Genomic DNA, 13,949 nt, shown 5'->3' with positions numbered 1-13,949 from the left:
CTATCTGCTAGCCTTATATGTATAAGGCTATTTATTACCCTTCAGCGTTCCGTTGCGAGTTGACGCCGCCGTTACTGCTGGCGTAACATGCGCGCACGATTACGCTAAGAGGACATTCGCCTTGGACACACCCAGTAGATACTGGCTCAATTCCCTGTCATCCAGGAACAACTCCTAAGGCTATCTCCTCACGCTGATGGCCTTAGTGGTTGTCAGCGACAATTCTTCCCGTCGCGCTGAGTCAGGCTGTTTAATGGTCTGAAACCCAAATTGTTTCTGTGTGCCCACCGAACTGTCCGATATTTTTTGCATTGGGAGTCCCGGTCATGCTGAGCGCATTTCAACTGGAAAAAAACCGACTGATTCGGCTTGAAGCTGAAGAGTCACAACCCCTCATTGATGCCGTTTGGGTGGATCTGGTCGAACCGGATGACGACGAACGCCTGCGCGTACAATCTGAGCTCGGACAAAGCCTGGCCACCCGCCCGGAACTGGAAGATATCGAAGCATCGGCCCGTTTCTTTGAAGACGAAGATGGCCTGCATATTCACTCCTTCTTCTTCTTTGAAGATGCAGAAGATCACGCCGGTAACTCCACCGTCGCATTCACCATCCGCGATGGCCGCTTGTTTACCCTGCGTGAGCGTGAGCTGCCTGCGTTCCGCCTCTACCGTATGCGCGCCCGTAACCAGGCGATGGTGGACGGTAACGCCTACGAGCTGCTGCTCGACCTGTTTGAAACCAAAATCGAACAGCTGGCGGATGAGATTGAGAACATCTACAGCGACCTGGAAGAGCTGAGCCGGGTGATCATGGAAGGGCATCAGGGCGATGAGTACGATGAAGCGCTGTCAACGCTGGCAGAGCTGGAAGATATCGGCTGGAAAGTCCGGCTGTGTCTGATGGATACCCAGCGCGCGCTCAACTTCCTGGTGCGCAAGGCGCGTCTGCCGGGTGGGCAGCTGGAGCAGGCGCGTGAGATCCTGCGCGATATCGAATCCCTGCTGCCGCACAACGAATCCCTGTTCCAGAAGGTGAACTTCCTGATGCAGGCGGCGATGGGCTTTATCAACATCGAGCAGAACCGCATCATCAAGATCTTCTCGGTGGTGTCGGTGGTCTTCCTGCCGCCTACATTAGTGGCGTCCAGCTATGGAATGAACTTCGAGTTTATGCCGGAGCTGAAATGGAGCTTTGGCTACCCGGGGGCGATTGTCTTTATGGTGCTTGCCGGGCTGGCGCCGTATCTCTACTTCAAGCGCCGTAACTGGCTTTGAGAGTTGTGCCGGGTGGCGGCTACGCCTTACCCGGCCTACGATCGTATTCCCTCTCCCTGTGAGAGAGGGTTAGGGTGAGGGCAATACTATAGTCCTCTGCGCGTCCTGCGCTGGGTATAAATCGCATCCGCCACAAACACCGCCAGCGCCACCCAGATAAACGCAAAGGTCACCATCTTATCAGCCCCCGGCACTTCGCCGTAGAACAGCACCGCCAGCAGGAACATCAGCGTCGGGCCGATATACTGGAAGAAGCCCAGCGTTGACAGGCGCAGGCGCGTTGCCGCACCGGTAAAGCAGAGCAGCGGGATAGTGGTGACGACGCCAGCCGCCATCAGCATCACATTCAGCGTCCACGGGTTGCTGCCCATGTGGCTGGTGCTGCTGTCGGCGATAGCAAACAGATAAATGGCGGCCACCGGCAGCAGCCACAGGGTTTCAAACAGCATCCCGGTTTGCGCTTCGACGGCGATTTTTTTACGCACCAGACCATAAAAGGCGAAGCTGAACGCCAGCCCCAGAGCGATGATCGGCAGCGAGCCAAAGGTCCACAGCTGAACCAGCACGCCACAAAAGGCCAGAAGCACCGCCAGCCACTGCATCCGGCGGAAGCGCTCGCCGAGGAACAACATCCCCAGCACGATATTCACCAGCGGGTTAATGAAATAGCCGAGGCTCGCCTCCAGCATATGCTGGTTGTTTACCGCCCAGATGAACAGTAGCCAGTTGCCGCCAATCAGTACGGCGGAGAGCGCCAGCAGGAAAATTTTCTTAGGCGTTTGCAGAAGCGTTTTAACCCCTGACCACTGACGGCTTACGCTCATCAGCGCCACCATAAAGAAAAACGACCAGATTACGCGGTGAGTGAGAATTTCATCGGCAGGAACGTAGTGAATCAGCTTGAAGTACGCGGGCGCGATACCCCAAATAAAATAAGCGGCAAGCGCGAGTAAAACGCCTTGCCGCGTCTGTTTAGCATCCATCAGGAAAATCCGTTACAAATATGTCACGCAATTTTACCCGATTTTACCGTCTCAACCCACCATATATGTGGCAGTTGCGCTGGCGATATAGAGCTGCTCTTCGTTATGTAACTCCACGCGGGCGACGGCGACTTTATTGCCCGCACGCAGCAGGCTGCTGCTGGCGGTGAAGCGATTGCCGCGACCCGGGCGCAGATAATCGACGCGCAGATCGATGGTTCCCATTCGCGACAGGCGCTGACGCAGCTCATCTTCGTTAATGGTGTCGTGGCGGGTCAGGGTGCTACCAACGCAGACCAGACCGGCTGCAACGTCGAGGGCGGAGGCAATAACGCCGCCATGCAGTATGCTTTGTGCCCAGTTACCGACCATCATTGGCTGGTTGTTAAAGCTCAGTTGGGCGAAATCTTTTTCGTAGCGCTCTAGCTCCAGCCCCAGAGCACGGTTGAACGGCATGTGGTAGACAAAAATCTCGCCGACAAGCTTCAGCGCTTCTTCGGCAGTAAGCGTGGCAGACATAACACGTCACATCCTTATTGTTAAAAGAATGTTGATTTTATGCCCCATCAAATTGAATTGCCAGATTCGGAGCACAGGTGAAGCCACTCACCATTAAATATGCTAAAAGGGATCAAAATATTTCTCATTAAAACGCTTTGCAGGAGAGCATCACCGATGCGGACATATCAGGCCGTACTCATGGCGGCGGCTGCGCTGCCTCTTTCGGCATTTGCGCAGGACGCGACAACTCAGGAGGTGCCTGCCGTGCGGGGCAGCATCATCGCTAACCTGTTGGAGGAGCACGATAATCCTTTTACGCTCTATCCTTATGACAGCAATTACCTGATCTATACCGTGACCAGCGACCTCAATAAAGAGGCGATCAAAACTTATGACTGGGCCGACGATTCGCAGAAAGATGAGGTGAAATTCCAGCTGAGTCTCGCCTTCCCGCTGTGGCGCGGTATTCTGGGGCCAAATTCGATTCTGGGTGGCTCTTACACGCAGAAGTCATGGTGGCAGTTATCTAACAGCGATGAATCGTCACCGTTCCGCGAGACCAACTACGAGCCCCAGCTCTTTCTCGGGTTTGCCACCGACTACTCGCTGGCGGGCTGGACGCTGCGGGACGTGGAGTTTGGCTACAACCATCAATCCAACGGGCGCTCCGACCCCACCTCGCGCAGCTGGAACCGTATCTATAGCCGCCTGATGGCGCAGAACGGCAACTGGCTGGTGGAGGTGAAACCCTGGTATGTGGTGGGTAACACCGACGATAATCCGGATATCACCAAATACATGGGCTACTACCAGCTGCGGGTGGGCTATCAGCTGGGTGAAGCGGTGCTCAGCGTGAAGGGGCAGTACAACTGGAACACCGGCTATGGTGGTGCAGAGATGGGCGTCAGCTACCCGCTGACCAAACATGTTCGTCTGTATACCCAGGTCTACAGCGGCTATGGCGAATCTCTCATCGACTACAACTTCAACCAGACCCGCGTGGGTGTGGGCGTGATGCTGAACGATCTTTTCTAGCCTCCTCGAATGTTTTTCTCTTAAACGTTGAAGTTTCTCTCGCAGGCGCTGAAAATAGCGCCTGTTTTAATTTCGGGCAAATGGGGTTGATGTGGTGCAGGCGGAAGTCGTTAATCAGGAGTCGCTGGCTAAACAGGTTTTGCATGAAACCTTTGGCTATCACCAGTTCCGCCCGGGCCAGGAAACCATCATCAACACGGCCCTTGAGGGGCGTGACTGTCTGGTGGTCATGCCGACAGGCGGCGGTAAATCGCTGTGCTATCAGGTTCCCGCGCTGGTACTGAATGGCCTGACGGTGGTGGTGTCACCGCTGATCTCGCTGATGAAAGACCAGGTCGACCAGCTGCTGGCGAACGGCGTGGCGGCGGCCTGCCTCAACTCTACCCAGACCCGCGAGCAGCAGCAGGAGGTGATGGCCGGGTGCCGCACCGGGCAGGTTCGTCTGCTCTATATCGCCCCGGAACGCCTGATGCTGGATAACTTCCTTGAGCATCTGGCGCACTGGAACCCGGTGCTGCTGGCGGTAGACGAAGCGCACTGTATCTCCCAGTGGGGGCATGATTTCCGTCCGGAGTATGCCGCCCTCGGTCAGCTGCGTCAGCGCTTCCCGTCGGTGCCGTTTATGGCCCTTACCGCTACCGCCGACGACACCACCCGGCAGGATATTGTGCGTCTGCTGGGGCTCAACGACCCGCTGGTTCAGGTCAGCAGCTTCGACCGCCCGAACATCCGCTATATGCTGATGGAGAAATTTAAGCCGCTGGATCAGCTGCTGCGCTATGTGCAGGAGCAGCGCGGCAAATCCGGCATTATCTACTGCAACAGCCGGGCGAAGGTCGAAGACACCGCCGCCCGTCTGCAAAGCCGCGGCTTCAGCGCCGCCGCCTATCATGCGGGGCTGGAAAACCACATCCGTGCCGACGTGCAGGAGAAATTCCAGCGCGACGATCTGCAAATTGTGGTGGCGACTGTCGCCTTCGGTATGGGTATCAACAAGCCGAACGTGCGCTTTGTGGTGCATTTCGACATTCCGCGCAATATCGAATCCTACTACCAGGAGACAGGCCGCGCCGGGCGTGATGGCCTGCCCGCCGAGGCGATGCTCTTCTACGATCCGGCGGATATGGCCTGGCTGCGTCGCTGCCTGGAAGAGAAACCCCAGGGGCAGTTGCAGGATATCGAGCGTCATAAGCTCAACGCGATGGGCGCCTTTGCCGAAGCGCAAACCTGCCGCCGTCTGGTGCTGCTGAACTATTTTGGCGAGGGACGTCAGGAGTCGTGCGGCAACTGCGATATCTGTCTCGACCCGCCGAAGCAGTACGACGGGCTTATGGACGCGCGCAAGGCGCTCTCCACCATTGGCCGCGTCAATCAACGCTTCGGCATGGGCTACGTGGTGGAAGTGCTGCGCGGCGCCAACAATCAGCGCATCCGCGAGATGGGCCATGACAAGCTGCCGGTGTATGGCATTGGCCGCGATCAGAGCCATGAGCACTGGGTGAGTGTTATCCGTCAGCTGATCCACCTGGGCTTTGCCACCCAGAACATTGCCCAGCACTCCGCGCTGCAGCTCACCGAAGCCGCCCGTCCGGTGCTGCGCGGCGAAGTGGAATTGCAGCTCGCCGTGCCGCGCGTGGTGGCGCTGAAACCGCGTGTGATGCAGAAATCCTACGGCGGCAACTATGACCGTAAGCTATTTGCCAAGCTGCGTAAGCTGCGCAAAGCCATCGCGGATGAAGAGAATATCCCGCCTTATGTAGTGTTCAACGATGCCACGCTGATTGAGATGGCCGAGCAGATGCCGCTTAGCGCCAGCGAAATGCTCAGCGTCAACGGCGTGGGCACCCGCAAACTGGAGCGCTTCGGCAAAGAGTTTATGGCGCTTATTCGTTCTCATACCGATGGTGATGATGAGGAGTAGTCAGCCCGGCAAAAAAGTGCCAGGATGATTGCTCCCTGAACTATTTCCCCGCGAGTTAATTATGTTAACCCTGTTTCTGACCGTGGCGCTGGTGCATATTGTGGCGCTGATGAGCCCTGGCCCCGACTTTTTCTTTGTTTCCCAAACGGCGGTGAGCCGTTCGCGCAAAGAGGCGATGATGGGCGTGCTGGGCATTACCCTTGGCGTTATGGTCTGGGCTGCCCTGGCACTGCTGGGCCTGAACCTGATCCTCGCTAAGATGGCCTGGCTGCATAACATCATCATGGTCGGCGGCGGTCTCTATCTGTGCTGGATGGGCTATCAGATGCTGCGCGGGGCGTTCAAAAAAGAGGATAACGAAGCGTCTGAGCCTAAAATGGAGCTGGCGGCCAGCGGACGCAGCTTTGTGAAAGGGCTGCTGACGAACCTGGCTAATCCAAAAGCCATTATTTATTTTGGTTCGGTATTTTCACTGTTCGTGGGTGAGGATGTCGGTGCCGGGGCGCGCTGGGGCATCTTCCTGCTGATCGTCCTGGAGACGTTTGCCTGGTTCACCGTGGTAGCAAGCCTGTTTGCGTTACCCTCCATGCGACGCGGCTACCAACGTCTGGCGAAGTGGATTGACGGCGTTGCCGGCGCGTTATTCGCCGGCTTCGGCATTCACCTGATCCTGTCGCGTTAAGCGTGCCTTGCTGATGCCAGCAGCGCACCCACCAGCATAAACAGCGAACCGAACACTTTATTCAGGGCCTTCATCTGACGAGGCCCTTTAATCCATGCCGCAATCCGCGTAGCCAGCGTCGCATAGCCAATCATCACAATGATATCGACCACAATGGTGGTCACGCCAAGCACCACGTACTGCATGATCTGGGGCTGATGCGGCACGATAAACTGCGGAAACAGGGCCGCCAGGAAGACGATGCTCTTTGGGTTGGTCAGGTTCACAAACACCGCCCGCTTAAACAGTTTTCCCCTGCTTTGCGTCTGGGCGAGCGTGTTGAGGTCAAGGGACCCTGCGGCGCGCCACTGCTGAATACCCAGCCAGATCAGATAGGCTGCCCCGGCCCATTTCAGCACTTCGAAGGCCAGCACCGAACGGGAGAAGAGCGTGCCGAGCCCCACGCCGACCAGCACAATGTGAATAGCCAGCCCGGTTTGCAAGCCGGCAATCGACGCCGCTGCGCCGCGATAGCCGTGGTTCATGGCGGTGGTCATGGTATTGATCGCCCCTGAGCCCGGTGAAAGGCTGAGGATAATGGATGTCAGCAGGTAGGCGAACCACCACTCAAAGGTCATTTGAAACTCCCGAATCGTCTATTTTTATGCCACAATACGCTAATGTTGCGTCATTTTACGACCTGTCACAAAAAAACGATATTCCTTGGCTTACAGGGGCGTAAACCCGATGTTTCAGCTGAATAAGGACTGGGAAACGCGAGAAAAGGCATTTGCTGCTTTCTCCATGGGACCGTTGACCGATTTCTGGCGCCAGCGCGAGGAAGATGAGTTTACGGGCGTCGGGGATATCCCGGTACGCTTCGTTCGTTTCCGTGATGAAAAAAATGACCGGGTGATTGTCGTCTGCCCCGGGCGTATCGAAAGCTACATCAAATATGCCGAGCTGGCGTACGATCTGTTCCATCTGGGTTTTGATGTGTTAATTATCGACCATCGCGGGCAGGGGCTTTCCGGTCGGATGTTGCCGGATACCCATCGTGGTCACGTGGAAAACTTCAGCGATTACGTCGACGATCTGGCCGCATTCTGGCAGCAGGAAGTGCAGCCCGGCCCGTGGCGCAAGCGCTATATTCTTGCGCACTCCATGGGCGGCGCCATTTCTACGCTCTTTTTGCAGCGCTACGATCACCAGTGCGATGCCATTGCGCTTACCGCGCCGATGTATGGCATTGTGATACGTTTTCCGGACTGGATGGTGCGCCATCTTCTCGACTGGGCTGAGGGCCATCAGCGCATTCGTGAAGGCTACGCCATCGGAACAGGACGCTGGCGGGCTTTGCCTTTTGCCATCAACGTCTTAACCCACAGCCAGCAGCGTTATCGCCGCAACCTGCGCTTCTATGCCGATGAACCGCGCTTGCGCGTTGGCGGCCCCACCTGGCACTGGGTTCGCGAAGGTATTCTGGCGGGTGAAGAGGTATTGGCGGGTGCCGGTCAGGACGATACGCCCACGCTCATCCTTCAGGCTGAAGAGGAGCGGGTAGTGGATAACCGCATGCACGACCGCTTCTGTGAACTGCGAGCCGCAGCCGGTCACCCTTGCGAAGGGGGTAAACCGCTGGTCATAAACGGCGCGTACCATGAGATCCTTTTCGAAAAGGACGCCATGCGCTCAGTCGCACTCCACGCCATCGTCGACTTTTTCGACAGGCATAACTGATATTCACCAGAGGTTAAATTTTTCTATGTACCAGGTTGTCGCGTCTGATTTAGATGGCACGCTGCTCTCCCCCGATCACACTTTATCGCCCTACGCGAAAGAGACCTTAAAACTCCTGACTGCCCGTGGCGTGAACTTTGTCTTCGCCACCGGCCGCCACCACGTTGATGTGGGGCAGATCCGCGATAATCTGGAGATCAAATCCTACATGATCACCTCCAACGGCGCCCGCGTGCACGATCTGGACGGTAATCTGATCTTCACCCATAACCTCGATCGCGACATCGCCACCGATCTGTTCGGGATCATGCACAACAACCCCGACATCATCACCAACGTCTATCGCGATGACGAGTGGTTTATGAACCGTCACCGCCCGGACGAGATGCGCTTCTTTAAAGAGGCGGTATTTAACTATTCGCTGTATGAGCCGGGCCTGCTGGAGCCGGAAGGCATCAGCAAGGTGTTCTTTACCACCGACAGCCACGAAGCGCTGCTGCCGCTGGAGCAGGCGATTAACGCCCGTTGGGGCGATCGGGTTAACGTCAGCTTCTCCACGCTGACCTGCCTGGAAGTGATGGCGGGCGGCGTCTCCAAGGGGCACGCCCTGGAAGCGGTAGCCAAACGCCTGGGCTTTGATCTTAAGGACTGCATCGCCTTTGGCGACGGCATGAACGACGCCGAAATGCTCTCCATGGCGGGCAAGGGCTGCATCATGGAAAACGCCCACCAGCGCCTGAAAGATCTGCACCCGGAGCTGGAAGTGATCGGCACCAACGGTGATAACGCGGTACCAAAATATCTGCGTAAGCTGTTCCTTGAATAATCTTCATTTGGTTGTTTAACGTTCAGTTGTCAACCGCGGAGTTCGCTACAATGCCTGTCCATCTTTTCAAGAGACAAGCATTGTGGCGCTACTCATTATCACCACTATTCTGTGGGCCTTCTCTTTTAGCCTGATCGGTGAATATCTCGCCGGACATGTCGACAGCTATTTCTCGGTGCTGATGCGCGTAGGGCTGGCGGCGCTGGTGTTCCTGCCGTTCCTGCGTACGCGCGGACAAACGCTGAAAACCCTTCTGCTGTACATGCTGGTGGGTGCGATGCAGCTTGGCATCATGTACCTGTTCAGCTTCCGCGCTTACGTCTACCTGTCGGTGTCGGAATTCCTGCTGTTTACCGTGCTCACGCCGCTCTATATCACGCTGATCTATGACCTGCTGAGCAAACGCCGTTTGCGCTGGGGCTATCTGCTGAGCGCGGCGCTGGCGGTGGTAGGCGCGGCGATCATTCGCTACGACAAAGTGAGCGATCACTTCTGGACCGGGCTGATGTTCGTCCAGCTCGCCAACATCAGCTTTGCCATCGGCATGGTGGGGTATAAGCGTTTGATGGAAACCCGTCCGATGCCGCAGCACAACGCCTTTGCCTGGTTTTATATGGGGGCAGCGATTGTGGCAGTGGCGGCATGGTTTATGTTGGGGAATCCACAAAAACTGCCGACCACGACGCTGCAGTGGAGCGTGCTGGTCTGGCTGGGAGTGGTGGCATCCGGGCTGGGTTACTTCATGTGGAACTACGGCGCCACGCAGGTGGACGCCGGGACGCTTGGGATCATGAACAACGTTCACGTCCCGGCAGGCCTGCTGGTGAACCTCGCCATCTGGCAGGAACAACCGCACTGGCCGAGCTTCATTATTGGGGGGACGGTGATCCTGGCTTCACTGTGGGTGCATCGCCGTTGGGTCGCTCCGCGCTCCGGACAAACGGCAGATGATCGCAAGCGTGATTCCGCGCTGAGCGAATAAAGGCCTCGGTAACCGGTTGACGCTGCTCGCCATCGCGCACGGCGGCGTACAACCGGCTCCACAATCCCTCACCCAGGGTTCTGGTCACCACCAGGCCCTGGCGTTCAAAACTCTCCACCACCCAGTGTGGTAATGCGGCAATCCCCATGCGCGCTGCCACCATCTGAATTAACAGCAGGGTATTGTCCACGCTTTTCAGCTGCGGGCTGATACCCGCCGGTTGCAGGAAGTGACGCCAGATATCCAGACGACTGCGCTGGACCGGGTAGATCAGCAGCGTTTCGGTCGCCAGATCTTCCGGCGTTATGCGCGTTCTGGCAGCCAGCGGATGATCCGGGGCCAGCACCAGGCGTACTTCAAAATCAAACATTGGCGAATAGTGCAGGCCACTGCGCGGCAGAATATCCGAGGTCATGACCAGATCCAGCTCGCCCTGCTGGAGTGACGGCTGCGGGTCAAAGGTCACGCCGGATTTAAAGTCCATCTCCACCTGCGGCCATCTCTGGCGGAAGTTCTCAAGCGCGGGGGTCAGCCACTGGATACAGCTGTGGCACTCAATGGCGATGCGCAGCCGGGTTTGCTGAGGCTCATGGCAGGCCTGCAACGCGCTGGCGATCTGCGGCAACACCTGATTCGCCAGCTGCAGCAGGATCTCACCCTGTGGCGTGAAGCGTAGCGGCTGACTCTTACGCACAAACAGACGAAAGCCAAGGCGCTGTTCCAGATCGCTGAACTGGTGGGAAAGGGCGGATTGCGTCTGGTGCAGCGCCGCCGCCGCCGCCGCAAGAGAGCCGCAGTTCCGCAACGCCTGGAGCGTTTTCAGGTGTTTTATCTCGATCATGAATGTCCTTCACTTCGCCATGAACAATTTGCGCTTGAGGAATATACAGTACCTACACATTATGGAAGTGTAAACATCTGGACGGCTAAATACTGAAAATTCCATAAGGGGCACATCATGACAATTCGCAACCATACCCTCGGTTTCCCGCGCGTCGGCCTGCGCCGCGAGCTGAAAAAAGCGCTCGAAAGCTACTGGGCGGGTAATGCCACCCGTGATGAACTGCTGGCGGTGGGACGTGAACTCCGTTCCCGCCACTGGGATCAGCAGAAGCAGGCGGGCATTGACCTGCTGCCGGTGGGCGATTTCGCCTGGTACGACCATGTTCTGACCACCAGCCTGCTGCTTGGCAACGTGCCGGCTCGTCATCAGAGCAAAGATGGATCGGTAGATATCGACACCCTGTTCCGCATTGGCCGTGGCCGTGCGCCGACCGGTGAACCCGCGGCAGCGGCGGAAATGACCAAATGGTTTAACACCAACTATCACTATATGGTGCCGGAGTTCGTGAAGGGCCAGCAGTTCAAACTGACCTGGACCCAGCTGCTGGAGGAAGTGGACGAAGCCCTGGCCCTCGGCCATCAGGTGAAACCTGTTCTGCTGGGGCCGGTAACGTACCTGTGGCTGGGTAAAGTGAAGGGCGAACAGTTTGATCGCCTGAGCCTGCTGAATGAGATCCTGCCGGTGTACCAGCAGGTGCTGGGCGAACTGGCGAAACGCGGCGTTGAGTGGGTACAGATCGACGAACCGGCGCTGGTGCTGGAGCTGCCGCAGGCGTGGCTGGATACCTTCAAACCGGCATACGACGCGCTCGCGGGGCAGGTTAAGCTGCTGCTGACCACCTATTTTGAAGGGGTAACGCCAAACCTTGATACCATCACCGCCCTGTCAGTGCAGGGGTTGCACGTGGATCTGGTCCACGGTAAAGATGACGTGGCAGAACTCCATTCCCGTCTGCCGTCCGACTGGCTGCTCTCGGCCGGGCTGGTGAACGGTCGCAACGTCTGGCGCGCCGATCTGACAGAAAAATATGGTCAGATTAAAGACATCGTCGGCAAACGCGATCTGTGGATCGCCTCATCCTGCTCCCTGCTGCACAGTCCCATCGACCTCAGCGTCGAAACCCGTCTGGATGCCGAAGTGAAGAGCTGGTTTGCCTTCGCCCTGCAAAAATGCGAAGAGCTGGCCCTGCTGCGCGATGCGCTGAACAGCGGCGATACGGCGGCGATTTCCGCATGGAGCGCGCCAATTCAGGCCCGCCGCCACTCTACCCGCGTGCATAACCCGGCGGTAGAGAAACGTCTGGCCGCCATCACCGCGAAGGAGAGCCAGCGTCAGAGTCCTTATGAGGTGCGTGCTGAAGCCCAGCGTGCCCGCTTTAAGCTCCCGGCCTGGCCGACCACCACTATCGGCTCCTTCCCGCAGACCACCGAGATCCGCGGCCTGCGTCTGGACTTCAAAAAGGGCAATCTGGATGCAGGCAACTACCGCACCGGCATCGCCGAACATATCAAGCAGGCGATTGTGGAGCAGGAGCGCCTGGGGCTGGATGTGCTGGTCCACGGCGAAGCCGAGCGTAACGACATGGTGGAGTATTTTGGTGAGCATCTGGACGGTTTCGTCTTTACCCAGAACGGTTGGGTGCAGAGCTATGGCTCCCGCTGCGTGAAGCCGCCGGTGGTGATCGGTGACGTCAGCCGACCGGAAGCGATCACCGTCGAGTGGGCGAAGTACGCCCAGTCCCTGACCGACAAACCGGTAAAAGGCATGCTGACCGGGCCGGTGACCATTCTCTGCTGGTCCTTCCCGCGTGAAGATGTGTCCCGTGAGACCATTGCGAAGCAGATCGCGCTGGCGCTGCGTGATGAAGTGGCGGATCTGGAAGCCGCAGGCATCGGCATCATCCAGATTGACGAACCGGCGTTGCGCGAGGGCCTGCCATTGCGTCGCAGCGACTGGGATGCCTACCTGGCGTGGGGCGTGGAAGCGTTCCGCATCAACGCCGCGGTGGCGAAGGATGAGACCCAGATCCACACCCATATGTGTTACTGCGAGTTCAACGACATTATGGACGCCATCGCCGCGCTGGATGCCGACGTGATCACCATCGAAACCTCACGCTCGGATATGGAGCTGCTGGAGTCGTTTGAAGAGTTCGACTACCCGAACGAGATCGGGCCGGGCGTCTATGACATTCACTCCCCGAACGTCCCGAGCGTGGAGTGGATTGAAAGCCTGCTGCAAAAAGCGGCCCAGCGTATTCCGGCTGAGCGCCTGTGGGTGAACCCGGACTGCGGCCTGAAAACCCGCGGCTGGCCTGAGACCCGAAGCGCGCTGGCGAACATGGTGAAAGCGGCGCAGAACCTGCGTCAGGGTTAACCCTGGTACACGATTGCCGGGCGGCGTGAGGCTTGCCCGGCCTACGTACGACCTTCCTGAATAATTAAAACTCTCTTGCTATTACCATATACCCATTAAACCTGACTGAGCACTCATCGTCATTTATAAGGCCAGAAGTAATGAATATATCTTCCTTTTTCTCCTTGTTGATGTATGTGTATTTTACCGTCAGGGATTGAGTATTATTTTCATAATAACTGTCCATGTAAGCACCCTCGGGTATTGTCGCTTTACCCTGTGCCACAGCCATTTCATAATCGATTTTTGCTAATGATTGCGCGTACAGTTTTGATACAGGAGAAAGGTCAATGATTTTAATGGTTGTTTTGTTCCGCTGAATAGTCGACGTATCGATTTGTAAGTCTCGCGAAATGGCATTGAATAAAGCGGTCTCCATTGACGCACCGACAATAGCACATCCATTATTATTCGCGTGCGCAAGAAAAGGATACATAATTAATATGTAGAAAGATTTTTTATTAAACATTAATCCTCCACAACGAGTATTTTATCACTGCTTGCAGCAATGATTTTACGACTGGATAAATTTAGGATGATACATCCGTCGGATGCCTCTCCCGGGTGCAATGAACTTTCCCCATGTATCATGAAGCCATCCCGACCGCACATATCGTTCCCGGCGTAGGGAGTTAATCTCATTGTCCATGCTGGTAATGACTCCAACTTACTGATAGTGTTTTATGTTCAGATAATGCCCGATGACCTTGTCATGCAGCTCCACCGATTTTGAGAACGACAGTGACTTCCGTCCCAGCCTTGCC

General features: G+C 56.7%; 15 protein-coding genes. 9 read left to right on the top strand and 6 right to left on the bottom strand.

All coding sequences use genetic code 11. The features are described from left to right. The first annotated feature begins 121 nt into the window (after positions 1–121). Positions 122–178, top strand: coding sequence for a YsgD/CorL family protein (ysgD, locus tag FHC51_RS04630; protein ID WP_212743980.1), 57 nt, complete (start codon positions 122–124; stop codon positions 176–178). 148 nt (positions 179–326) lie between these two features. Then, on the top strand, positions 327–1,277 hold the full coding sequence (gene corA / locus FHC51_RS04625) for a magnesium/cobalt transporter CorA (protein WP_039031208.1): 951 nt from the start codon (positions 327–329) through the stop codon (positions 1,275–1,277). Between the two features lie 86 nt (positions 1,278–1,363). Here corA and rarD read toward each other — a convergent pair whose 3' ends face one another. Further along, positions 1,364–2,260: an EamA family transporter RarD gene (gene rarD / locus FHC51_RS04620; RefSeq protein ID WP_114316424.1), complete on the bottom strand. Its 897-nt coding sequence runs from the start codon at positions 2,258–2,260 to the stop codon at positions 1,364–1,366. A gap of 51 nt (positions 2,261–2,311) precedes the next feature. After that, the gene (yigI, locus tag FHC51_RS04615; protein WP_103177439.1) at positions 2,312–2,779 is read right to left on the bottom strand and encodes an acyl-CoA thioesterase YigI; all 468 of its coding nucleotides are present in this window, start codon (positions 2,777–2,779) and stop codon (positions 2,312–2,314) included. A 156-nt stretch (positions 2,780–2,935) separates the two neighbouring features. Here yigI and pldA point away from each other — a divergent pair, with 156 nt between their 5' ends. The 3 genes from pldA to rhtC all read left to right on the top strand — a co-directional run bounded on the left by pldA (position 2,936) and on the right by rhtC (position 6,399). Then, positions 2,936–3,796 (top strand): phospholipase A, encoded by an 861-nt coding sequence (gene pldA / locus FHC51_RS04610; RefSeq protein WP_103825340.1) that lies wholly within the window; start codon positions 2,936–2,938, stop codon positions 3,794–3,796. A 91-nt stretch (positions 3,797–3,887) separates the two neighbouring features. Further along, complete coding sequence (gene recQ / locus FHC51_RS04605) at positions 3,888–5,717, top strand: ATP-dependent DNA helicase RecQ (RefSeq protein ID WP_220434989.1); 1,830 nt, start codon at positions 3,888–3,890, stop codon at positions 5,715–5,717. Between the two features lie 61 nt (positions 5,718–5,778). Then, positions 5,779–6,399: a threonine export protein RhtC gene (gene rhtC, locus FHC51_RS04600; protein WP_103177436.1), complete on the top strand. Its 621-nt coding sequence runs from the start codon at positions 5,779–5,781 to the stop codon at positions 6,397–6,399. Here the strand turns inward: rhtC and rhtB are convergent. Continuing rightward, positions 6,396–7,016 carry a homoserine/homoserine lactone efflux protein gene (rhtB, locus tag FHC51_RS04595; RefSeq protein ID WP_114388245.1) on the bottom strand — a complete coding sequence of 207 codons (621 nt, stop codon included), beginning with the start codon at positions 7,014–7,016 and terminating at the stop codon, positions 6,396–6,398. The two genes, rhtC and rhtB, sit on opposite strands and share 4 nt — an antisense overlap. A 109-nt stretch (positions 7,017–7,125) precedes the next feature. On the opposite strand from rhtB, the gene pldB reads away from it, so the two are divergent. The 3 genes from pldB (at position 7,126) to FHC51_RS04580 (ending at position 9,926) form a co-directional block, all read left to right on the top strand. Next, positions 7,126–8,118, top strand: coding sequence for a lysophospholipase L2 (gene pldB, locus FHC51_RS04590; protein WP_114316427.1), 993 nt, complete (start codon positions 7,126–7,128; stop codon positions 8,116–8,118). A gap of 25 nt (positions 8,119–8,143) precedes the next feature. Next, entirely contained in the window at positions 8,144–8,944 is an 801-nt protein-coding gene (gene yigL, locus FHC51_RS04585; protein ID WP_103177433.1) for a sugar/pyridoxal phosphate phosphatase YigL, read from the top strand. 82 nt (positions 8,945–9,026) lie between these two features. Continuing rightward, a complete protein-coding gene (locus tag FHC51_RS04580) occupies positions 9,027–9,926 on the top strand; it encodes a carboxylate/amino acid/amine transporter (protein ID WP_220434988.1) in 900 nt (299 codons plus the stop codon). Here the strand turns inward: FHC51_RS04580 and metR are convergent. Further along, the gene (metR, locus tag FHC51_RS04575) at positions 9,814–10,767 is read right to left on the bottom strand and encodes an HTH-type transcriptional regulator MetR (protein ID WP_156240006.1); all 954 of its coding nucleotides are present in this window, start codon (positions 10,765–10,767) and stop codon (positions 9,814–9,816) included. The two genes, FHC51_RS04580 and metR, sit on opposite strands and share 113 nt — an antisense overlap. A 117-nt stretch (positions 10,768–10,884) precedes the next feature. Between metR and metE the strand changes: the two genes are divergently transcribed. Continuing rightward, positions 10,885–13,146 (top strand): 5-methyltetrahydropteroyltriglutamate--homocysteine S-methyltransferase, encoded by a 2,262-nt coding sequence (gene metE, locus FHC51_RS04570; RefSeq protein WP_220434987.1) that lies wholly within the window; start codon positions 10,885–10,887, stop codon positions 13,144–13,146. A 64-nt stretch (positions 13,147–13,210) separates the two neighbouring features. Here metE and FHC51_RS04565 read toward each other — a convergent pair whose 3' ends face one another. Both FHC51_RS04565 and FHC51_RS04560 read right to left on the bottom strand, forming a co-directional pair. Next, positions 13,211–13,621 (bottom strand): Shiga toxin A subunit, encoded by a 411-nt coding sequence (locus FHC51_RS04565; RefSeq protein ID WP_220436651.1) that lies wholly within the window; start codon positions 13,619–13,621, stop codon positions 13,211–13,213. Between the two features lie 231 nt (positions 13,622–13,852). Then, a partial coding sequence (locus FHC51_RS04560) for an IS1 family transposase (protein WP_000851394.1) occupies positions 13,853–13,949 on the bottom strand: 97 nt, incomplete at its 5' end.

Origin of the sequence: Leclercia sp. EC_58, from assembly GCF_019584355.1 — a bacterium.
Taxonomy (GTDB): domain Bacteria; phylum Pseudomonadota; class Gammaproteobacteria; order Enterobacterales; family Enterobacteriaceae; genus Enterobacter.
This window is presented reverse-complemented; position numbering and strand designations above follow the sequence as displayed.